Here is a 21,930-nt window from a genome sequence, read left to right as displayed (position 1 = left end):
CCACCCCCATGCCACCCTTGACCCATGCCCGAAGGAGACACGGTCTGGCAAACCGCGAAACGGCTGCACACCGCCCTCGCGGGCAGGACGCTGACCCGCACCGACTTCCGGGTGCCGAAGTACGCCACGGTCGACCTCACGGGCCGCCACGTCCTGGACGTCACCCCACGCGGCAAACACCTCCTCACCCGTGTCGAGGGCGGCCTGACGCTGCACTCGCACCTGGGGATGGAAGGCTCCTGGAAGGTGTACACCGACCAGCAGCGGTGGACGGGCGGTCCCGCCCACCAGATCCGCGTGATCCTCGCTGCCACCGAGACCCGCACCAACCACACGACCGGCACCAACCACACCACCGGCACCACCCGCACCACCCACACAGCCGTCGGCTACCGCCTCCCCGTCCTGGAGCTCCTGCGCACCACCGAGGAACACCGCGCCGTCGGCCACCTCGGCCCCGACCTCCTGGGCCCGGACTGGGACCCCGACCGCGCCCTTGCCAACCTCCTCGCGGACCCCGCCCGCCCCCTCGGCGAAGCCCTGCTGGACCAGCGCAACCTCGCCGGCATCGGCAACGTGTACAAGAGCGAGCTCTGCTTCCTGCTCCGCGTCACCCCCTGGCTCCCGGTCGGCGCCCTCCCCGCCGAGCACACCGCCCAACTGCCCGTACTCGCCAAGAAGCTTCTGGAAGCCAACCGGGACCGCCCGATCCGCAGTACGACGGGCCGCCGCGGCCAGGACCTGTTCGTGTACGGCCGCACGAATCGCCCCTGCCTGCGCTGCACCACCCCGATCCGCGCGGCCGACCAGGGCGACGGCTCCCGCGAGCGCCCCACCTACTGGTGCCCCAACTGCCAGGCGGGCCCGGCCCCGAGCACGACACCCGGCACCACCTCACGCCGCGGAACTCGGCACCGTACGAGTAATTGACGGACCGTCAGAAACCCTCGTACCGTCCCTTCATGGCCGTCAAGGCGTACGACCTCACCGGACGCACCGCATTCGTCACCGGCGCGGCCAGCGGCATCGGCCGCGCCTCGGCCGTGCTGCTCGCCGAGGCCGGCGCCACCGTGCACTGCGCCGACCGTGATGCCCAGGGCCTGCACGACACGGCGACCCTGATCAAGGCGAGCGGCGGCACCGCCCACACCCACCACCTCGACGTCACCGACCGCGACAAGCTCCGCCAGGCCGTCGCCTCCTGCGAGCGCCTGGATGTGATGGCCGCGGTCGCCGGGATCATGCACAGCAGCCCGGTCCTGGAGACCCGTGACGAGGACCTCGACCGTGTGCTGAACGTCAACTTCAAGGGGGTGCTCTACGCCTGCCAGGAGGCCGCCCGCGCGATGCTCGCCCAGCACATCAAGGGCAGCATCATCACCATGGCCTCGGGCGCCGTCGACACCGGCGGCCCCGGCCTGCTCTGCTACGGCGCGGCCAAGGCATCCGTCGTGCAGCTCACGAAGACCCTGGCGAACGAGGTCGGCCGGTACGGCATCAGGGTCAACGCGGTCGCACCGGGCTGGATCCGCACGCCCATGACCGACCGCCACGGCGAAGCCCAGACGCAGACGGAGGCGTTCATGGCCCGGATGTCGCCGCTGGGCAAGGTCGGCGAACCGGAGGACGTCGCCCACGCCGTACTGCATCTGGCGTCGGACGCCTCATCCTTCACGACGGGGCAGATCCTTCGTCCGAACGGTGGTGTGGCGATGCCGTGGTAGCCCGCCCCGCCCGCCAGGCCTGCGCCCAGCGCCGCGGGTCGACGGCTCCCACGGCCCGCGCCTTCGGCACACAGTGCACCGGCAACAGGCTCAGACCCCACCCTCCGGCTGCCACGGCCCCTTCGAGCACCCCCGCTTCCGGCACCAGCGCAAGCCGCAGCACGGCCCACCACCACAGCGCACCCAACCCGAGAGCCGCCCCCCAGCGCGCTATCGGCCGTGCCATCCACTCACCTCCAGCCCGAGGCTAGGGCGCCCGTTCACCCGCCGGGAGGGCGCACCGACGGCACACGGATGCAGCGCGGGCCAACGCCATCACGGCGCGTCAGGCGCCGTCACACCCTCCACGATGACCGCCGGGCCACCCACCGGCAAACGGACCTGCACGCTCCGCACAGCACGAAACCCCGACCGCACTCCCCCAGGTCTCCCTGGGGAAGGCCCGGCCGGGGCCTCACACAACTCCTCAGCACATGGTCATTCCATGCGCACCGGCGGCACCGTTACGCGGCGACCACGTCCACCGCCTCGGAAGGCGCCTTGATGGTCACCCGTTCCGGTGGCACACCGGTCACCGACACGGAACCCAGCATCGGACGGACCGACGTGGGGACAGGTTCGCTGGGGGTGGCCGCAGCGGACTGGGCCAGCTCGGCGAGCGCGAGTTCGTCGCTCACTTCCCGCATGAGCTCGGACATCCGTACGTCCAGCGCGTCGCAGATCGCGGCGAGCAGCTCGGAGGAAGCCTCCTTCTGCCCCCGCTCCACCTCGGAGAGATAGCCGAGTGAAACTCGGGCGGACGAGGAGACTTCGCGCAGAGTACGGCCCTGGCGCTGGCGCTGCCGACGCAGCACGTCACCCAGCAGGCGACGGAGCAGAATCATCGGTGGCTCCCTCCTCGGACCGCGTAGCCGCATCCTTCACGCCCCACCGTACCGCCTTGCGCCGCGGCCGTGCGGGGAGCGATGTCGTGTTCACTCAGGGCTGCAAACATCAAAACCCCCCGTTCCGTTCCGTATCCTGTGCCCGCTCATTCCCAGTGTGTTCGCTCGCAAGCTCCTTCAGGAGCAGTGCGAGTACGCTCCGTACACTCTCCATACGAATTTCCGCGCGGTCGCCGTTCAACCGCAGCGCCTCCACTTTTCCGCCACCGGCGGAACCGGAACCAGGGCTCAAGGGCCCGTCCACGGCCACGAAAACCGTTCCCACGGGCTGTCCGTCCTGCCTCTCGGGTCCCGCGACGCCGGTCGTCGCGATGCCCCAGTCGGCCCCCAGAGCCTTCCGCACGCCGGCCGCCATCTGGGCCGCGACCTGCGGATTCACCGCTCCGTGCTGCGCCAGCAGAGTGGCGTCGACGCCGAGCAGCTGATGCTTCAACTCGGTGGCATAGGCGATCACCGACCCCCGGAAGGCCTTCGATGCCCCAGGGGCGGCTGTGATTTCCGCTGCAACCAGCCCGCCGGTCAGCGACTCGGCGACAGCAAGCGTCTCGCCCCTCACCGTAAGTAGTCGCACGACGTCGGCGGCCGTGGAATTCACGCTTCCGTCTCCTCCAACGCGGCCTTGCGCTCGGCGATTCCCTGCCTGCGCAGCACAATGGCTTGTCTCACATAGTCGAGCCCGGTCAGCACGGTCAGGACGACCGCCGCAGCCATCACCCAGAACCTCAGAGTGGCCAGCCACCCCGTCAGCGCCAGGATGTACATCCCGACGGCCACGCCCTGCGTGAGGGTCTTGAGCTTGCCGCCCCGGCTCGCCGGGATCACGCCGTACCGGATGACCAGGAAACGCAGAAGGGTGATCCCGAGTTCCCGGCCGAGGATGACTCCCGTCACCCACCACGGCAGATCGCCCAGCGCCGACAGACAGATCAGCGCCGCCCCCATGATCGCCTTGTCGGCGATGGGGTCGGCGATCTTCCCGAAGTCGGTGACGAGGTTGTACGTCCGGGCCAGATGACCGTCGAACAGGTCGGTGATCATGGCGATGGCGAAGGCCGCCCAGGCGAACGAGCGCCATGCGGGGTCGTATCCACCCTCGGCCAGCATGAGCACGACGAAGACGGGCACGAGGACCAGTCGGAGCATGGTCAGGAAGTTGGCGATGTTCCAGACACTGGCCTGGTTGACGGCCGCCGCCACGATCTTCCCACCGCGCGCGGGCTTCGCATCGTCCGGTGCACCGGCTTCGGCGCCACTTCGTTCCGCGCCGGTCGCCTTCGAGCCACCGGCTTTGGACGCACTCAACGCACTCGCCTTGCCTGCCGCACCCGCCGGGGAGGAGCCACCCGCGGCGGACGCCGGAACTCCGGTCATCTGCCCGCCTCCTCACTACACGCGAGCGTGCCCTGCAGCGGCTCGGCCACCAGGTCGACGCCCTCCGTACCGACCACCTTCGCCTCGACGATACGACCGATGGTCAGCTCCGCGCCGCTCGTGAGCAGCACCTGGCCGTCCGTCTCCGGCGCCTGGTGCGCCCCACGGCCGTACGCACCCTCCGCCGAGTCCTCGGCGTCCACCGCCTCCACGAGCACGTGCACGGTCTCCCCGACGCGCTCCTCGGCCCGCTGCGAGACGAGCTCCTCGGCCAGCCGGGAGACACGTGCCAGCCGCTCGGCGACGACGTCCTCGTCGAGCTTGTTGTCGTACGTCGCGGCCTCCGTGCCCTCCTCGTCGGAGTAGCCGAAGACACCGATGGCGTCCAGTCGCGCGCTGTTCAGGAACCGCTCCAGCTCGGCCAGGTCGGCCTCGGTCTCGCCGGGGAAGCCGACGATGAAGTTGGAGCGCACACCGGCCTGGGGCGCCTTGCCGCGGATGGTGTCGAGCAGCTCCAGGAAGCGGTCGGTGTCGCCGAAGCGGCGCATCGCGCGCAGCACGTCGGGGGCGGAGTGCTGGAAGGACAGGTCGAAGTACGGGGCGACCTTCGGGGTCGACGTCAGCACGTCGATCAGTCCGGGCCGCATCTCGGCCGGCTGCAGGTAGCTCACGCGTACCCGCTCGATGCCGTCGACCTCGGCGAGCTCGGGCAGGAGGGACTCCAGCAGGCGGATGTCGCCCAGGTCCTTGCCGTACGAGGTGTTGTTCTCGGAGACCAGCATGATCTCCTTGACGCCCTGCTCGGCGAGCCAGCGCGTCTCGTTCAGGACGTCACTCGGGCGCCTGGAGATGAAGGAGCCGCGGAAGGACGGGATGGCGCAGAAGGAGCAGCGCCGGTCGCAGCCGGAGGCCAGCTTCACCGAGGCGACCGGGGAGCCGTCGAGGCGGCGGCGCAGGGGCGCACGGGGGCCGGAGGCCGGAGCGAGCCCTTCCGGAAGGTCGGCGGGGGCATGCCCGGGAAGCGCGACGCCGGCCGCCGACTCCTGCCGCTCGGCGGGGCTGATCGGCAGCAGCTTGCGCCGGTCGCGCGGGGTGTGCGCGGCGTGGATGCCGCCGTTCAGGATGGTCTGCAGGCGGTCAGAGATGTTCGCGTAGTCGTCGAAGCCGAGCACGCCGTCGGCCTCGGGGAGGGCCTCGGCGAGGTCCTTGCCGTACCGCTCGGCCATGCAGCCCACCGCCACGACGGCCTGGGTTCTCCCATGCCCCTTGAGATCGTTGGCCTCCAGGAGCGCGTCGACGGAGTCCTTCTTGGCGGCGTCGACGAAGCCACACGTGTTGACCACGGCGACATCTGCGTCCGCGGCGTCCTCCACGAGGTCCCAGCCGTCCGCCTCCAAGCGGCCTGCGAGCTCCTCCGAGTCCACCTCGTTACGGGCGCAGCCAAGAGTGACGAGTGCGACGGTACGGCGTTCAGGCATGGGCTCAAGACTACTTTGTCTCACTGACACCCCACGTCGACGGGGTTGGCCGATCTTGGCCAACCCCGTCCGCAGCTCACCCCTTCAGCCGGACTTATCCGGCCTGCGGGTCGCCCTTGGTGTACGTGAGGCGCTCCACCGCGCCCGGCTGCCAGTCGTCCTCGATCTTCTTGCCGTTGACGTAGAGGTCGATCGCGCCCGCGTCGCCGAGGACGAGGTTGATCTTCTCGCTGTCCTGGAACGTCTTGGAGTCGCCCTGCTTGAGGAGTCCGTCGAAGAGCAGCTTGCCGTTGTGGTCCTTGGCGGAGATCCAGCTCCTGCCGTCCGCGGCGCTGACCTGGACGGTCACCTTGTCCTGGGGGACGGCCGCGATGGCGCTGTCCGACGGCTTCGGGTCCTTGGGCTTGTCGGTCTTCGGGGTGGGCGTGGTCTTGTCGGCCGTGGGCGTCGTGCCGCCTTCGGCCACCGCCGACTTGCCGCCCTCGTCCCCGCCCTTGAACGCGGTGAACCCGACGAAGCCGATCACCACGACGATCGCGGCGACCATGGCCGCCGTCCAGTTGGGCCCGCGCCGCTCGGGACGGATGCGCTCCGCCTCGAACAGCGGGGCAGCCGGGGTCGGCGCCGGTCGTCCGCCGTGGGAGGCGTCGTACTGGGCGAGAAGTGGAGCCGGATCGAGGTGGACGGCCTTGGCCAGGGTCCGGATGTGGCCTCGGGCGTACACGTCGCCCCCGCAGGGAGCGAAGTTGTCCGCCTCGATGGCATGCACGATGGCGATGCGGACCCGGGTGGCGCTGCTGACGTCGTCGACGGTGAGCCCGGCGTCGATGCGGGCCTGCCTCAGGGCACGGCCGATCGAGGGGCGGGCTTCCTCGGACACGTCTTCGAACGGACGCTCGTCTTCAGGGGAGTTGCCGATGGACACGGGGGCGCCTTTCGAGCGTTTAAGCCACCTGTGCTGGAGGTTCAGTCTAGGGGGGGTGCGAAAGGGTGAGGCAACCGGGCGGTGGGACTTTATACGCCATCAGAATGGCCGGACACGCTGATGGTGGGGTACGAGGTTGTCGCTTCGCTCAACTTGACGTACGTCGACGGGAAACGGTTGCTCAATGATCCCTTACGGATGAGTCACGATCGGGCATCGGCTCCTCGCCCACCCGCCCGTACGACGACCATCGCGTCCGTTTCCGCCCCGGACTCCCTTTAAGCCTCCCCGCGGATCACGGCGAGCACGCCATCCAGCTCATCAGGTTTCACAAGAACGTCACGAGCCTTGGAGCCCTCGCTGGGCCCGACGATGCCGCGCGACTCCATGAGGTCCATCAGCCGCCCGGCCTTGGCGAACCCGACCCGCAGCTTGCGCTGCAGCATGGACGTCGACCCGAACTGCGTGGAGACCACCAGCTCGGCCGCCTGGCACAGCAGGTCGAGGTCGTCGCCGATGTCCTCGTCGATCTCCTTCTTCTGCTTCGTCCCTACGACGACGTCGTCCCGGAAGACGGGCGCCATCTGGTCCTTGCAGTGCTGGACGACCGCCGCGACCTCCTCCTCGGTCACGAACGCGCCCTGCATACGCGTGGGCTTGTTCGCGCCCATCGGCAGGAACAGCCCGTCGCCCTTGCCGATCAGCTTCTCGGCGCCGGGCTGGTCGAGGATGACGCGCGAGTCCGCGAGCGACGACGTGGCGAAGGCGAGCCGTGACGGGACGTTCGCCTTGATGAGACCGGTGACGACGTCGACCGAGGGCCGCTGCGTGGCGAGCACCAGGTGGATGCCGGCCGCGCGCGCGAGCTGCGTGATACGCACGATCGCGTCCTCGACGTCGCGCGGCGCGACCATCATCAGGTCGGCGAGCTCGTCGACGATGACCAGCAGGTAGGGGTACGGCTGAAGCTCGCGCTCACTGCCCTCCGGCGCCTTCACCTTGCCGTTGCGAACGGCTTCGTTGAAGTCGTCGATGTGCCGGTAGCCGAACGCCGCCAGGTCGTCGTACCGAAGGTCCATCTCCCGTACGACCCACTGCAGTGCCTCGGCGGCCCGCTTCGGGTTGGTGATGATCGGCGTGATCAGGTGCGGGATGCCCTCGTAGGCGGTCAGCTCGACGCGCTTGGGGTCGACCAGGACCATGCGGACGTCCTCCGGGGTCGCGCGCATCATCACCGAAGTGATCAAGCAGTTAATGCACGACGACTTACCGGAACCGGTCGCACCGGCGACCAGCACATGCGGCATCTTCGCGATGTTGGCCATCACATAGCCGCCCTCGACGTCCTTGCCGAGCGCGACCAGCATCGGGTGGTCGTCCTCCGCGGCGGCCGCGAGGCGCAGTACGTCACCGAGGTTGACCATCTCGCGGTCGGTGTTCGGGATCTCGATGCCGACCGCGGACTTGCCGGGGATCGGGCTGATGATCCGCACGTCCGGGCTGGCGACGGCGTACGCGATGTTCTTGGTCAGCGCGGTGATCCGCTCGACCTTCACGGCGGGCCCGAGCTCGACCTCGTAGCGCGTGACCGTCGGCCCGCGCGTGAAGCCGGTGACGCGGGCGTCGACCTTGAACTCGGTGAAGACGGTGGTGAGCGACTCGACGATGGCGTCGTTGGCGGCGCTGCGCGACTTGCCGGGGCCGCCGCGCTCGAGCAGGTCGAGCGACGGGAGCGAGTACGTGATGTCACCGGACAGCTGGAGCTGTTCCGCGCGCGGAGGCAGGTCGCGGATCTCGTCGGGCGCGGACTTGGTGAGGTCGGGCACCTCGGCCTTGGTCAGGTCCGGGACCTCGGTCTTGGGCAGCTTCTCCTGCTTGGGGCGCGCGGCCGGGACGGGCGTCGGCACCGGGGTGGTCTCCGCGCGGTCGCCCACGCTGACGCCCTGGGTGAGGTCGGCGACGATCGGCGAGGGCGGCATCCCGTGCAGGACGGCGCCGTCGAGCGCGGCAGCGGCGGCCGCCGCGACGTCCACAGCGTCCATGGGACGGTCCATCTCGGGCTGCGGCACCGCGGAGCGCCTCGGGCGCCCACGACGCCGCGAGAGGGCCTCCTGCTCGGCTCTGTCGGGGTCGTACGCCTCGGGGGCCGGACCGCGCCTGCGGCCGCGCGACGCGGGCAGCGCCTCGCACCACTGGTCGTCGTAGCGCTGCTCGTCCTCGGCGAACTCCTCGTCCTCGTCGGGGTCGGGCAGGATGCCGAGCTTCACGCCCAGTTGCCGCAGTCGCTGCGGGATGGCGTTGACGGGGGTGGCAGTGACCACCAGCAGACCGAAGATCGTGAGCAGCACGAGCAGCGGTACGGCGAGGACCTCGCCCATGGTGTACGTCAGCGGGGTCGCCGCACCCCAGCCGATCAGCCCACCGGCGTCCCTTATGGCCTGCATGCCGTCGCTGCGGGCGGGCGAGCCGACGGCGATGTGGACCTGGCCGAGCACGCCGATGACGAGCGCGGACAGACCGATGACGATCCGGCCGTTGGCCTCGGGCTTCTCGGGGTGCCGGATGAACCGTACGGCGACGACCGCGAGCAGGATCGGCACGAGCAGGTCGAGCCGGCCGAAGGCGCCGGTCACGATGATCTCGACGAGGTCGCCGACGGGACCGCGCAGGTTGGACCAGGTGCCGGCGGCGACGATCAGCGCGAGGCCGAGGAGCAACAGCGCGATGCCGTCCTTGCGGTGGGCGGGGTCGAGGTTCTTCGCGCCCTGCCCTATGCCGCGGAACACCGCGCCGACGGCATGCGCGAGCCCGAGCCAGACGGCGCGCACGAGCCGGTAGATGCCCCCGGTGGGGTTCGGTGCGGGCTTCGGCGGCGGCGCGGCTTTCTTCGCCGCGGCCTTCTTGGCCGGCGCCTTTTTGGCGGGGGCTTTCTTGGCGGCGGCCTTCTTCGCCGGAGCCTTCGCTGAAGCGGCCGCCTTCTTCGCGGGCGGCTTCTTGGCTGCGGAGGAACGTGAGGCCATGGATGTGAGGTTACCGGTGGAGAAGACAGTGGACACGTGTGCCCACTGCTTCACCCGTTCGTGTCGCACTTGCGGATGCGGCGAACTGACGCCGGTTCACGGACCGGTCACGTACAGGACATTCCGGCGCTTCCGCGAGGGAGTTCCCCCGCCAACCGGCGCCGTCGCGCCGTCAGTTCTGCGGCCGTCAGTTCTGCGAAGGCACCGAGGACGCGCTCCCGGCGCCCGGCTCCAGTGCGTCCAGCGCCCGCCGCAATCCCGTGAGTTTGCGTTCGAGATGGGCCGCCGTGGCCACCGCCGCCGCGTCCGCCGACTCGTCGTCCAGCTGCTTGGACAGCGCCTCGGCCTGCTCCTCGACCGCGGCGAGCCGCGCCGACAGCTCGGCCAGCAGGCCCGCCGGCTCCTTCGTCTCGGCGCCCCCGGACTTGCCGCCGCCCTCCAACTGGAGCCGCAGCAGCGCCGCCTGCTCGCGCAGCTGGCAGTTCTTCATGTACAGCTCGACGAACACGGAGACCTTCGCCCGCAGCACCCACGGGTCGAACGGCTTGGAGATGTAGTCCACCGCGCCCGCCGCGTAGCCACGGAAGGTGTGGTGCGGGCCGTGGTTGATCGCGGTGAGGAAGATGATCGGGATGTCCCGGGTCCGTTCCCGCCGCTTGATGTGCGCGGCGGTTTCGAAACCGTCCATTCCCGGCATCTGGACGTCCAGCAGAATGACCGCGAAGTCGTCCGTCAGCAGTGCTTTGAGCGCTTCCTCCCCGGACGATGCCCGCACCAGGGTCTGATCGAGCGCAGAGAGGATCGCCTCCAGCGCCAGCAGATTCTCCGGCCGGTCATCGACCAGGAGGATCTTGGCCTTCTGCACCATGGCCCGCCCTCCTCGCCCCGGCAGTGCACCGGGCTCCGCCCCAGGGGACGACTCCCTTACGCCGCCCGCCCTCGTGCCGGTCATGGTAGCCGCACCCCGCCTGTCGCCACACCCTGTCACCGCGATGTCACTGTGCACGTAGCAGAAACGCAGCAGGAGACCAGAAGGTTCCCCGAATCCCGCACTTCTACACGGCTTCGAGCACACTGAGTCAGCAACTCCGTGTGAACACTGTTGGTTCCTGTCACTGCTCCCTCATCCACTGATCCATCACCGCCAGCAGATGATCGGGGTCGACCGGCTTCGTCACGTAATCGGAAGCGCCCGACTCGATCGCCTTCTCCCTGTCACCCTTCATCGCCTTGGCGGTCAGCGCGATGATCGGGAGCCCGGCGAACTGCGGCATCCTGCGGATCGCCGTGGTCGTCGCGTACCCGTCCATCTCCGGCATCATGATGTCCATCAGGACGACCGCCACGTCGTCGTGCTGCTCCAGCACCTCGATGCCCTCACGGCCGTTCTCGGCGTACAGGACGGACAAGCCGTGCTGCTCCAGGACGCTGGTCAGCGCGAAGACGTTACGGATGTCGTCGTCGACGATCAGCACCTTCTCACCGCCGAACCGAATACCCCGGAACGACTGCGGCACGGCCTCCTGCTCCGCCGCCGACCACTGCTCCTGCTGCACCGGCCGCTGCTCCAGCTCGGTCGCGGCCCTGCGGCGGCGCCTGAAGAGCGCGGCGGCGCCGTTCTGCGTCTCCCGGTACGACCGCACCTCGGCCGGTGTCTCGATCTCCACGTCGGACAGCTCCGCCAGATCGGCGGCCGAGGCCACCAGGTCGCCCGGGTCAAGGGCCGGCAGCTGCTGCTGGTAACCGTGCGGAGGCAGTTCGCTCGGGTGCAGCGGCAAATACAGCGTGAACGTCGAACCGCGCCCCGGCTCGCTCTGCGCGTGGATCTCCCCGCCGAGCAGCTGCGCGATCTCCCGCGAGATCGACAGCCCCAGCCCCGTACCGCCGTACTTGCGGCTGGTCGTGCCGTCCGCCTGCTTGAACGCCTCGAAGATCACCCGCATCTTGCTGGCCGCGATCCCGATGCCCGTGTCGGTCACGGAGAACGCGATCAGCGGCGCGTCCGCCTCGGTCAGCGATCCGGCCTCCAGCAGCTGCTCCCGGATCGACTGCGGCACGTCCATCCCGGCGGGCCGGATGACCAGCTCGACCGATCCGGAGTCGGTGAACTTCACCGCGTTGGACAACAGGTTCCGCAGCACCTGCAGCAGCCGCTGCTCGTCGGTGTGCAGCGTGGCGGGCAGCTCCGGCGAGACCCGTACGGACAGGTCCAGGCCCTTCTCCGCGGTCAGCGGGCGGAAGGTGGCCTCCACGTAGTCGACGAGCTGGACGAGCGCGATACGCGTCGGGGAGACGTCCATCTTGCCCGCCTCGACCTTCGACAGGTCGAGGATGTCGTTGATCAGCTGGAGCAGGTCGGAGCCGGCGCCGTGGATGGTCTCGGCGAACTCGACCTGCTTCGGCGAGAGGTTGCCCTCGGCGTTGTCGGCGAGCAGCTTGGCGAGGATCAGCAGCGAGTTGAGCGGCGTACGCAGCTCGTGCGACATGTTGGCGAGGAACTCGCTCTTGTAGCGCATGGAGACGGCGAGCTGCTCGGCGCGCTCCTCCAGGACCTGCCGCGCTTCCTCGATCTCGGTGTTCTTGACCTCGATGTCGCGGTTCTGCTGGGCCAGCAGCTCGGCCTTCTCCTCCAGTTCGGCGTTGGACGCCTGGAGGGCCTTCTGCCGGTTCTCCAACTCGGCCGACCGCTCACGGAGCTGCTCGGTGAGCTCCTGCGACTGCTTCAGCAGCACCTCGGTCTTGGTGTTGACGGAGATGGTGTTGACGCTGGTCGCGATCATCTCGGCGATCTGGTTGAGGAAGTCCTTCTGGATCTGCGTGAAGGGGGTGAAGGAGGCCAGCTCGATCACGCCGAGCACCTTGCCCTCGAACAGCACCGGAAGGACGATCACCTGCGCGGGCGGCGCCTCGCCGAGCCCGGAGGAGATCTTCAGATAGCCGCTGGGCGCGTTCTCGACCAGGATCGTGCGCTTCTCCAGGGCGGCCGTCCCGATCAGGCCCTCCCCGGGCCGGAACGAGGTCGGCATGGACCCCATCGAGTAGGCGTACGACCCCAGCATCCGCAGCTCGTACTGGTCCTCGCCCTCGGCGCTCATGTCCCTGCCGTCGACCAGCGGCATCGCCAGGAAGAACGCGCCGTGCTGCGCGGACACGACCGGCGTCAGTTCGCTCATGATCAGCGAGGCCACGTCCTCCAGGTCGCGGCGACCCTGCATCAGCGCGGAGATCCGGGCGAGGTTGCCCTTGAGCCAGTCCTGCTCCTTGTTGGCGATCGTGGTGTCGCGCAGGTTGGCGATCATCTTGTTGATGTAGTCCTGAAGCTCCTGGATCTCGCCGGACGCGTCCACGTCGATCTTCAGGTTCAGGTCGCCACGGGTCACCGCGGTCGCCACGCGCGCGATGGCACGCACCTGCCGGGTGAGGTTCCCGGCCATCTCGTTCACGGACTCGGTCAGGTCCCGCCAGGTGCCGTCGACGTCACGCACGCGTGCCTGGCCGCCGAGCTGTCCTTCCGTGCCCACCTCGCGGGCGACTCGGGTGACCTCCTCGGCGAAGGACGACAGCTGGTCGACCATCGTGTTGATCGTCGTCTTGAGTTCGAGGATCTCGCCACGGGCGTCAATGTCGATCTTCTTGGTGAGGTCACCCTTGGCGATGGCGGTGGTGACCATGGCGATGTTGCGCACCTGACCGGTCAGGTTGGACGCCATCTGGTTCACGGATTCGGTGAGGTCCTTCCACGTACCGGCCACACCCGGCACATGCGCCTGACCACCGAGGATGCCGTCCGTGCCCACCTCACGGGCCACCTTGGTGACCTGGTCGGCGAACGAACTCAGCGTCTTCACCATCGTGTTGAACGTGTCGGCGAGCTGCGCGACCTCACCGCGCGCCTCGATCGTCACCGTCCGCGTCAGGTCACCGTTGGCGACGGCCGCCGCGACCTGGGAGATGTTCCGCACCTGCATGGTCAGGTTCTTGGCCATCAGGTTGACGTTGCCGCTGAGGTCCTTCCAGATGCCCGTGACGCCCGGAACATGCGCCTGGCCGCCCAGAATGCCCTCGGTACCCACCTCGCGGGCCACCCGGGTCACCTGCTCGGCGAAGCTGGACAGCTGATCGACCATCGTGTTGACGGTCGTGACGAGCTCGAGGATCTCGCCCTTCGCGTCAACAGTGATCTTCTTCGACAGATCGCCCTTGGCGACCGCGGTCGTGACCTCGGCGATCTGACGCACCTGGATGGTCAGGTTGTTCGCCATGAAGTTCACGGACTGGGTGAGGTCCTTCCAGGTGCCGGAGACGCCCTGCACCTCGGCCTGACCGCCGAGCTGGCCCTCCGTACCCACCTCACGGGCGACCCTGGTGACCTCCTCCGCGAACGACGACAGCTGGTCGACCATCGTGTTCAGCGTGTTCTTCAGCTCCAGGATCTCGCCACGCGCATCCACGGTGATCTTCTGCGACAGGTCACCGCGGGCAACCGCCGTGGCCACCTGCGCGATGTTGCGCACCTGGGCCGTAAGGTTTCCTGCCATTCCATTCACGGAGTCGGTCAGGTCCCGCCAGACACCGGCGACGCCGGGCACCTGCGCCTGCCCGCCCAGCCGACCCTCGGTACCCACCTCGCGCGCGACCCGGGTCACCTGGTCGGCGAACCCGGAGAGCTGGTCGACCATCGTGTTGATGGTGTTCTTCAGCTCCAGGATCTCGCCACGCGCGTCGACGTCGATCTTCTGGGAGAGGTCACCCCGGGCAACCGCCGTGGTCACCTGGGCGATCTGCCGCACCTGCGAGGTGAGGTTGCCGGCCATGAAGTTGACGGAGTCGGTGAGCTCCTTCCACGTACCCGACACACCCGGTACGACCGCCTGACCGCCGAGGCGGCCCTCCGTGCCCACGTCCCGGGCCATCCGCGTGACCTGGTCGGCGAAGGACGACAGCTGGTCCACCATCGTGTTCACGGTGTTCTTCAGCTGGAGCATCTCGCCGGAGACGTCCACCGTGACCTTCTGCGACAGGTCACCGTTGGCCACGGCCGTGGTCACCTGGGCGATGTTCCTCACCTGTCCGGTGAGGTTCCGGAACGCCGTGTTGACGGAGTCCGTCAGGTCCTTCCACGTCCCCGCCGCACCCGGCACCTGCGCCTGCCCGCCGAGCTCACCCTCGACACCGACCTCACGGGCGACACGCGTCACCTCGGAGCCGAAGGACGACAGCTGATCCACCATGCCGTTGACGGTGTTCTTCAGCTCGAGCATCTCGCCGGCCACGTCGACCGTGACCTTCTGCGACAGATCACCGTTGGCCACCGCCGTCGTCACCGCGGCGATGTCCCGCACCTGAATGGTCAGATTCCGGAACACGGTGTTGACGGAGTCCGTGAGGTCCTTCCACGTCCCCGCCGCGCCCGGCACATTCGCCTGGCCGCCCAGCCGCCCCTCGGCACCGACCTCGTTGGCCACGCGCGTGACCTCGTCCGCGAAGATCCGCAGCGTCTCGGTCATCTGGTTGATCGTGTCCGCGAGCTGCGCGACCTCACCGCGCGCCGACACGGTCACCTTCTGCGACAGGTCACCGTTGGCGACCGCGGTCGTGACCTGCGAGATGCCTCGCACCTGCGCGGTCAGGTTGCCGGCCATGAGGTTCACCGAATCGGTGAGGTCCTTCCACACGCCGGCCACACCCGGGACCTGCGCCTGCCCGCCGAGCTCACCCTCGGTGCCCACCTCACGCGCGACTCGCGTCACCTCGGAGGAGAAGGACGACAGCTGGTCCACCATCGTGTTGACGGTGTTCTTCAGCTCCAGCATCTCGCCGGCCACATGAACCGTGACCTTCCGGGACAGATCGCCCTTGGCGACCGCCGTGGTCACCAGCGCGATGTCCCGCACCTGGGCCGTCAGCCGGTACGCCATCGTGTTGACCGAGTCCGTGAGGTCCTTCCACGAACCCGACATGCCACGCACGCGTGCCTGCCCGCCGAGCTTGCCCTCGGTGCCCACCTCACTGGCCACGCGTGTGACCTCGTCGGTGAACGTCGACAACTGATCGACAAGGTTGTTTACAGTCCGCCCGACCTTGAGGAACTCACCCCGCAGCGGATGCCCCGTCCCGTCCGGCGCCTGCGTCCGCAGCTCCATGCGCGGCGACAGATCACCCTCGGCCACCGCGGACAGCACCCTGCTGACCTCGGAGACGGGCCGTACGAGGTCGTCGACCAGGGCGTTGGAGTTGTCGATGGCGGCCGCCCAGGAGCCCTCACAGGCGCCCGTCTCCAGCCGTTCCGTGAGCTTGCCCTCACGTCCCACCATGCGCCGCACGCGCGCCAGCTCACCCGTCAGGTGGAGATTGCGGTCGGCCACCTCGTTGAAAACCGCGGCGATCTCCGACATCACGCCGTCCCCGGACACCGTGAGCCGCTTCCGGAAGTTCCCGTCGCGCATCGACACCAGGGCCGCCAGCAGCCGGTTCAGGGCAGCCGTGTCCACCGCAGTGGTCCCGCCTCGCGTCTTGCGCTCGTTCTTCAGGGACGGTCCGCCTTTCGCGCGCGTCTTAGTGCCCCGCGTCGCTGCGCCAGACTCCACTGTGTCCCTCCCGCAGGGGTCGACCGTTACTGCTGTGCTCGGGTTCTACCGCTCGGCGTACCCGTTACTGCTGGGCATTCCTGCCGGATATACCAGGCCACACCACGGGCTGCTGCCCGCGGTACGCGAATGTCACTCACCCTGCCTGGACCTTCACAAGAAGCTTGCCCAGTGTTTCACCCTGCCTGAACCCGGCCATAACAGTTCGGCAGCTTCGCACATCGTCCGCACACCCTCCGGACGGAAACACTGCAGACCGGCATCCGCACGGACGGCGAAGGTAAGTAACCTTGCATGCGGCTGTCCAGCCGCGCCGGTCCCGTCCGGCCTGGGCGGTGGCAGGAGGAGCACGAGCGGGCATCGGAGGGGCAGCCGGACATGACCACCGGACTGATCCCGGGGGGACCATCCCCGGACCGGCCGACGGGCGCGCAGATGCCGCACCAGCGGCGCGACCCGGGCGGCCACGGAGCCCTGCACGTCGACAACCGGACGAGGAGTTCTGTGATCACCGCGCGCGCGGCAGCCAGCTTCGATCCCGTCGGGCGATCGGTCGCGAGCGCCCGCTCCTTCGTCCGCGACACCCTCCAGGGCTGGGGATTCGCCGACATCGTCGATGACGCCGTAGTCCTCACCAGTGAACTGGTGACCAATGCGGTCGTGCACGCGGGCACCTCTGCGGACGTCCTGTGTCTGCGCAGTGAGGATGGCGTGCGGATCGAGGTGGCCGACCGGTATCCGGAGCGCGAGATCCCCCTCCAGGGCTCGCCCGTCAACATGGGCAGCCCCGACCGCGAGGGCGGCCGCGGCCTCCAGCTGTGCGCGGCTCTGGCCACCCGCTGGGGCGTCGAGTACACGCCCACGCACAAGCAGGTCTGGTTCCAACTGGACCTCCCCGAGCGCCCGGTCGGCACCCGCGCCGCCGGTCCGTCCCTGCCCTCCGACCTCCTCCCGCTCGCCGACGGCCGCGTCCGCGTCGCGGTGGTCCAGATCGACCGTACGGGCGCCATCTCGTCCTGGAACGAGGACGCGGAGGATCTCTTCGGCTACGCCGCGGAGCAGGTCATCGGCAAGCCCCTGACCGACCTCGCGGCCTGGCCGCACACCCCCGGCACCAGCACCGGCATCGTGGAGGCGCTCCAACTCTCGCGCTGGGAAGGCAGCTACGGCATAAGGGGCGCCAACGGCCGCGTCACCCCGGTGTATGCCTCCCACCTCCGCGTCCGCGACACGGACGGCGAACCGTCCACGGTGTGCCTCCTGGTCCGGGACCACGAGCGCGCCGTGCTGCAGACCCCGCTGCGCGTCCCGCCCTCCGACACCTCCACCACCTCCGAGTCCCAGAGCACCGACCCCTTCGAGGTGTTCATCGGCTCCCCGGCCCCGGACGACCTCGACGGCCTCCTCCAGCGCACGGTGGAACGCGCCCGCGACATGCTCGACGGCGACTCCGCGTTCCTGCTCCTGGCGACCGACGACGAAACGGAGCTGGAGGTCCGCGCCTCGACCGGCCTGCCCTCCGCCCGCCAGCGCTTCGCGCGCGTGCCCGTCGAAGCGGGCCCCGGCCGCTACGGCTCGGCCCGCATGCCGGCGGTCCACGAGGACCTCACCATGGTCCCCGGCGCCGTACCCCTGCTGCGCGGCACCGGCATGCGCTCGGTCGTCACGGTCCCGCTGAAGGTGGAGGGCCGCCTCACCGGCTCCCTCGGCGTCGCCGCCGAAGCGCCCGCCAGATACTCCAACGAAGAGGCGCTACGCCTCCAGTTCGCCGCCGACCGCATCGCCCTGGCGGTGGAGTCCGCCCGTCTCGGCGAACTCGAACGCCTGCGCCGAGGCTCCCTCAGCTTCCTCGTCGAGGCCTCCGACCTGCTGGCCGGCACACTGGACCGCGACCAGACCCTGGCCCTGATGGCCCAGATGACGGTCCCGACCCTGGCCACCTGGTGCGCGGTCTACACGATCGCCGACCAGGCCTCTGAGCCGTACCTCTCGTACGTCCTGCACGAGGACGAGGAACTCATCGACGGCATCAAGTCGTTGCTGTCCAAGATTCCCCCGCCGGAGCCGATCGCCACCCCCGGCGCCCGCGTCTGGTCGGCCCCCGCCGAATCCGCCCACCAGGCCGCCCTGCGCACCTCCATGCGCAGCCTGGGCCTGGGCGAGCCCGTCGGCCGCATCAGCACCGGCATCGGCCCCACCCTGGCCACGGCCTCCGCGGTCGGCGGCGAGACGGTGGTCCTCCCGCTGGTCGCCCGCAACCGGGTCATCGGCATGCTGACCCTCGGCAAGCCGACGGACGAACACTTCCGCCAGGAAATCCTGGAACTGGCCGAGGACTTGAGCCGCCGAGCCGCCCTCGCCCTGGACAACGCCCGCCTCTACTCCGAGCGCACGGCCATCAGCCAGTCCCTCCAGCGCAGCCTCCTGCCGCCCGAGCTCCCCGAGATCGACGGCGTCGAGGTCGAGGTCATCTACCGCGCGGCCGGCGAGGGCAACGAGGTCGGCGGCGACTTCTACGACCTCTTCCCCATCAGCGACGGCGCCTACGGCTTCGCCATCGGCGACGTCTGCGGTACGGGCCCGAACGCGGCGGCGGTCACCGGCCTGGCCCGGCATGCGCTCCGGCTCCTGGCCCGCGAGGGCCTGAGCGGCCCAGCCGTGCTGGAGCGCCTGAACTCCGCCATCCTCGACGAGGGCGCCCGCAGCCGCTTCCTGACCCTCCTCTACGGCGAGTTGAGACCGCAGGAGGACGGCAGTGCCGAGCTGAAGGTGGTCTGCGCCGGCCACCCGCTCCCGCTCCGCCTACGCCAGGACGGCACCGTCGAGCCGGCCGCCGAACCCCAGCCCCTCCTCGGCGTCATGGACGACCTGGAGCTCTACGAGCAGACGGTCACCCTCGACCCGGGCGACGTCCTCCTGTGCGTCACGGACGGCGTCACCGAGCGCCGTGAAGGCAGCCGCATGCTGGGCGACGACGGCCTCGCTGACGTCCTCACCACCTGCACGGGTCTGACGGCCGGCGCGGTCGCGGCCCGCATCATGCGCGCGGTCGAACGCTTCGCCTCGGACGCCCCGTCCGACGACATGGCGATCCTGGCGATGCGCGTGCCGGGCCTCCACAAGGACTGAGGAAGAGATCAGGAGAAGGGCATGAGAAAGGCCCCGCCCGAATGGGCGGGGCCTTCAGTCTGGAGCCCCCAAACGGAATCGAACCGTTGACCTTCTCCTTACCATGGAGACGCTCTGCCGACTGAGCTATAGGGGCCAGCTGCCTTTTGCGAAGTTTCCCTCGCGGCAACGGAATAGATCATACCCTGAACACGCCCTGCTCCCAAATTCGCTTCAGAAGGCGGGCTGGAGCAGTCCTCCGAGCGCGTTGCAGGCGGACACGATCCGCTGCATGTCCCGCTTGGTCAGTGAGGCGTCGACGGGCAGAGCCAAGGTCTCATCAGCGGCCCGCTCGGTCTCCGGAAGAGATACACAACGCCGGAACTCCGGCAGCCGATGCACGGGCGTCTTCACCGGCACCCGGCACTCAACACCCCTGGCCCGAACGGCTCGAGCGAAAGCGTCGCGATCCGGCCGCCCGTTACCCGGCACGCGCACGACGTACTGCTGGTAGGTGTGCCCGTCACCGCCGTCGGGCGTGTGTACGCCCTTCAACTTCGCGTCCAGGTAGGAGGCCAGCTGCCTGCGCTGAGCCATCTCGTCGTACGGAGCCTCGGACTCCCCCTGCTCCAACACCAACAGCCCATGCCGCTGCCCGATGTCGTGCAACCGAGCGATATCGGCCGACCGACCAAAGCGGTGCACGGCCACGACGGCCGCCGTCCGCGGGGTGACGACCGCCTCGACAGCGATGGCGTCCAGGCAGTAAGTCAGCGGGTCTATGTCGGCGAACACCGGCAGCGCCCCGGCCATGACCACGGCCTCGGCGACTTCGACGTTCCCGAAGGCCGGTACGACAACCTCGTCACCGACTCCGACGCCGGCGGCCCTCAGCATTGCAGCAGTACCCATACGGGGGATGTTGGTTGCGGTACGTGAACTTCAGGTGACGCACAACAAAAAAGGGTTGGACCCGGAACCGAAGTTCCGGGTCCAACCCGATAAAAGGAGTTCGGCGGTGTCCTACTCTCCCACAGGGTCCCCCCTGCAGTACCATCGGCGCTGTAAGGCTTAGCTTCCGGGTTCGGAATGTAACCGGGCGTTTCCCTCACGCTATGACCACCGAAACACTATGAAGTTAGACCGGAAAAAACACGGTCGTTGCCTCAGAACTAACACAGTGGACGCGAGCCTCTATGGACAAGCCCTCGGCCTATTAGTACCGGTCACCTCCACACGTTACCGTGCTTCCAGATCCGGCCTATCAACCCAGTCGTCTACTGGGAGCCTTACCCCATCAAGTGGGTGGGAGTCCTCATCTCGAAGCAGGCTTCCCGCTTAGATGCTTTCAGCGGTTATCCCTCCCGAACGTAGCCAACCAGCCATGCCCTTGGCAGAACAACTGGCACACCAGAGGTTCGTCCGTCCCGGTCCTCTCGTACTAGGGACAGCCCTTCTCAAGACTCCTACGCGCACAGCGGATAGGGACCGAACTGTCTCACGACGTTCTAAACCCAGCTCGCGTACCGCTTTAATGGGCGAACAGCCCAACCCTTGGGACCGACTCCAGCCCCAGGATGCGACGAGCCGACATCGAGGTGCCAAACCATCCCGTCGATATGGACTCTTGGGGAAGATCAGCCTGTTATCCCCGGGGTACCTTTTATCCGTTGAGCGACGGCGCTTCCACAAGCCACCGCCGGATCACTAGTCCCGACTTTCGTCCCTGCTCGACCCGTCGGTCTCACAGTCAAGCTCCCTTGTGCACTTACACTCAACACCTGATTGCCAACCAGGCTGAGGGAACCTTTGGGCGCCTCCGTTACCCTTTAGGAGGCAACCGCCCCAGTTAAACTACCCATCAGACACTGTCCCTGATCCGGATCACGGACCCAGGTTAGACATCCAGCACGACCAGACTGGTATTTCAACGACGACTCCACCTGAACTGGCGTCCAAGCTTCACAGTCTCCCAGCTATCCTACACAAGCCGAACCGAACACCAATATCAAACTGTAGTAAAGGTCCCGGGGTCTTTCCGTCCTGCTGCGCGAAACGAGCATCTTTACTCGTAGTGCAATTTCACCGGGCCTATGGTTGAGACAGTCGAGAAGTCGTTACGCCATTCGTGCAGGTCGGAACTTACCCGACAAGGAATTTCGCTACCTTAGGATGGTTATAGTTACCACCGCCGTTTACTGGCGCTTAAGTTCTCAGCTTCGCCCCACCGAAATGGAGCTAACCGGTCCCCTTAACGTTCCAGCACCGGGCAGGCGTCAGTCCGTATACATCGCCTTACGGCTTCGCACGGACCTGTGTTTTTAGTAAACAGTCGCTTCTCGCTGGTCTCTGCGGCCACCCCCAGCTCGAGGAGCAAGTCCTCTCACCAGAGCTGGCCCCCCTTCTCCCGAAGTTACGGGGGCATTTTGCCGAGTTCCTTAACCATAGTTCACCCGAACGCCTCGGTATTCTCTACCTGACCACCTGAGTCGGTTTAGGGTACGGGCCGCCATGAAACTCGCTAGAGGCTTTTCTCGACAGCATAGGATCATCCACTTCACCACAATCGGCTCGGCATCAGGTCTCAGCCACAAGTGCGACGGATTTACCTATCGCACGGCCTACACCCTTACCCCGGGACAACCACCGCCCGGGATGGACTACCTTCCTGCGTCACCCCATCACTCACCTACTACAGGTCTGGTTCGTCGGCTCCACCACTCCCCTTTGCCCGAAGGCTCCGGGGCGGCTTCACGGACTTAGCATCGCCTGG

13 protein-coding genes, 1 tRNA gene and 2 rRNA genes (1 of these 16 running past the window's edge) are annotated in these 21,930 nt (G+C 68.1%); 3 read left to right on the top strand and 13 right to left on the bottom strand.

The window, feature by feature from the left end:
• Positions 1 to 24 precede the first annotated feature (24 nt).
• Positions 25 to 930 (top strand): DNA-formamidopyrimidine glycosylase family protein, encoded by a 906-nt coding sequence (locus ACQEV2_RS31390; protein WP_433048892.1) that lies wholly within the window; start codon positions 25 to 27, stop codon positions 928 to 930.
• A 32-nt stretch (positions 931 to 962) separates the two neighbouring features.
• The gene (locus tag ACQEV2_RS31385; protein WP_433048889.1) at positions 963 to 1,724 is read left to right on the top strand and encodes an SDR family NAD(P)-dependent oxidoreductase; all 762 of its coding nucleotides are present in this window, start codon (positions 963 to 965) and stop codon (positions 1,722 to 1,724) included.
• Here the strand turns inward: ACQEV2_RS31385 and ACQEV2_RS31380 are convergent.
• The 9 genes from ACQEV2_RS31380 to ACQEV2_RS31340 form a co-directional block, all read right to left on the bottom strand.
• Complete coding sequence (locus tag ACQEV2_RS31380) at positions 1,672 to 1,950, bottom strand: hypothetical protein (protein ID WP_433048886.1); 279 nt, start codon at positions 1,948 to 1,950, stop codon at positions 1,672 to 1,674. The two genes, ACQEV2_RS31385 and ACQEV2_RS31380, sit on opposite strands and share 53 nt — an antisense overlap.
• A 277-nt stretch (positions 1,951 to 2,227) precedes the next feature.
• Entirely contained in the window at positions 2,228 to 2,608 is a 381-nt protein-coding gene (locus ACQEV2_RS31375; RefSeq protein WP_019756312.1) for a helix-turn-helix domain-containing protein, read from the bottom strand.
• Between the two features lie 109 nt (positions 2,609 to 2,717).
• Positions 2,718 to 3,263, bottom strand: coding sequence for a CinA family protein (locus tag ACQEV2_RS31370; protein ID WP_433048882.1), 546 nt, complete (start codon positions 3,261 to 3,263; stop codon positions 2,718 to 2,720).
• Complete coding sequence (gene pgsA / locus ACQEV2_RS31365; RefSeq protein ID WP_433048879.1) at positions 3,260 to 4,039, bottom strand: CDP-diacylglycerol--glycerol-3-phosphate 3-phosphatidyltransferase; 780 nt, start codon at positions 4,037 to 4,039, stop codon at positions 3,260 to 3,262. The genes ACQEV2_RS31370 and pgsA overlap by 4 nt, the downstream gene beginning before the upstream one ends.
• Positions 4,036 to 5,517, bottom strand: coding sequence for a 30S ribosomal protein S12 methylthiotransferase RimO (gene rimO, locus ACQEV2_RS31360; protein WP_433048876.1), 1,482 nt, complete (start codon positions 5,515 to 5,517; stop codon positions 4,036 to 4,038). The genes pgsA and rimO overlap by 4 nt, the downstream gene beginning before the upstream one ends.
• Before the next feature lie 94 nt (positions 5,518 to 5,611).
• The gene (locus tag ACQEV2_RS31355) at positions 5,612 to 6,442 is read right to left on the bottom strand and encodes a helix-turn-helix domain-containing protein (RefSeq protein ID WP_433048873.1); all 831 of its coding nucleotides are present in this window, start codon (positions 6,440 to 6,442) and stop codon (positions 5,612 to 5,614) included.
• A 278-nt stretch (positions 6,443 to 6,720) separates the two neighbouring features.
• Positions 6,721 to 9,462: a DNA translocase FtsK gene (locus tag ACQEV2_RS31350; protein WP_433048870.1), complete on the bottom strand. Its 2,742-nt coding sequence runs from the start codon at positions 9,460 to 9,462 to the stop codon at positions 6,721 to 6,723.
• A gap of 187 nt (positions 9,463 to 9,649) precedes the next feature.
• The gene (locus ACQEV2_RS31345; protein WP_433048867.1) at positions 9,650 to 10,330 is read right to left on the bottom strand and encodes a response regulator; all 681 of its coding nucleotides are present in this window, start codon (positions 10,328 to 10,330) and stop codon (positions 9,650 to 9,652) included.
• A 244-nt stretch (positions 10,331 to 10,574) separates the two neighbouring features.
• Positions 10,575 to 16,049, bottom strand: coding sequence for a HAMP domain-containing protein (locus ACQEV2_RS31340; RefSeq protein ID WP_433048864.1), 5,475 nt, complete (start codon positions 16,047 to 16,049; stop codon positions 10,575 to 10,577).
• Between the two features lie 378 nt (positions 16,050 to 16,427).
• Between ACQEV2_RS31340 and ACQEV2_RS31335 the strand changes: the two genes are divergently transcribed.
• Positions 16,428 to 19,178 carry a SpoIIE family protein phosphatase gene (locus ACQEV2_RS31335; protein ID WP_433048861.1) on the top strand — a complete coding sequence of 917 codons (2,751 nt, stop codon included), beginning with the start codon at positions 16,428 to 16,430 and terminating at the stop codon, positions 19,176 to 19,178.
• A gap of 60 nt (positions 19,179 to 19,238) precedes the next feature.
• On the opposite strand, the gene ACQEV2_RS31330 is transcribed toward ACQEV2_RS31335, so the two are convergent.
• The 4 genes from ACQEV2_RS31330 to ACQEV2_RS31315 form a co-directional block, all read right to left on the bottom strand.
• Positions 19,239 to 19,314, bottom strand: a tRNA-Thr gene (locus ACQEV2_RS31330).
• A gap of 77 nt (positions 19,315 to 19,391) precedes the next feature.
• A complete protein-coding gene (locus ACQEV2_RS31325; RefSeq protein WP_433054907.1) occupies positions 19,392 to 20,054 on the bottom strand; it encodes a DegT/DnrJ/EryC1/StrS family aminotransferase in 663 nt (220 codons plus the stop codon).
• A gap of 113 nt (positions 20,055 to 20,167) precedes the next feature.
• A 5S ribosomal RNA gene (gene rrf, locus ACQEV2_RS31320) occupies positions 20,168 to 20,284 on the bottom strand.
• Positions 20,285 to 20,353: 69 nt separating this feature from the next.
• A 23S ribosomal RNA gene (locus ACQEV2_RS31315) occupies positions 20,354 to 21,930 on the bottom strand (it continues 1,544 nt past the right edge of the window).

Origin of the sequence: Streptomyces sp. CA-251387, from assembly GCF_050936625.1 — a bacterium.
Lineage (GTDB): Bacteria > Actinomycetota > Actinomycetes > Streptomycetales > Streptomycetaceae > Streptomyces.
Note: the sequence above shows the minus strand (reverse complement) of the source record. Positions and strands in the feature narration are given on the sequence as shown.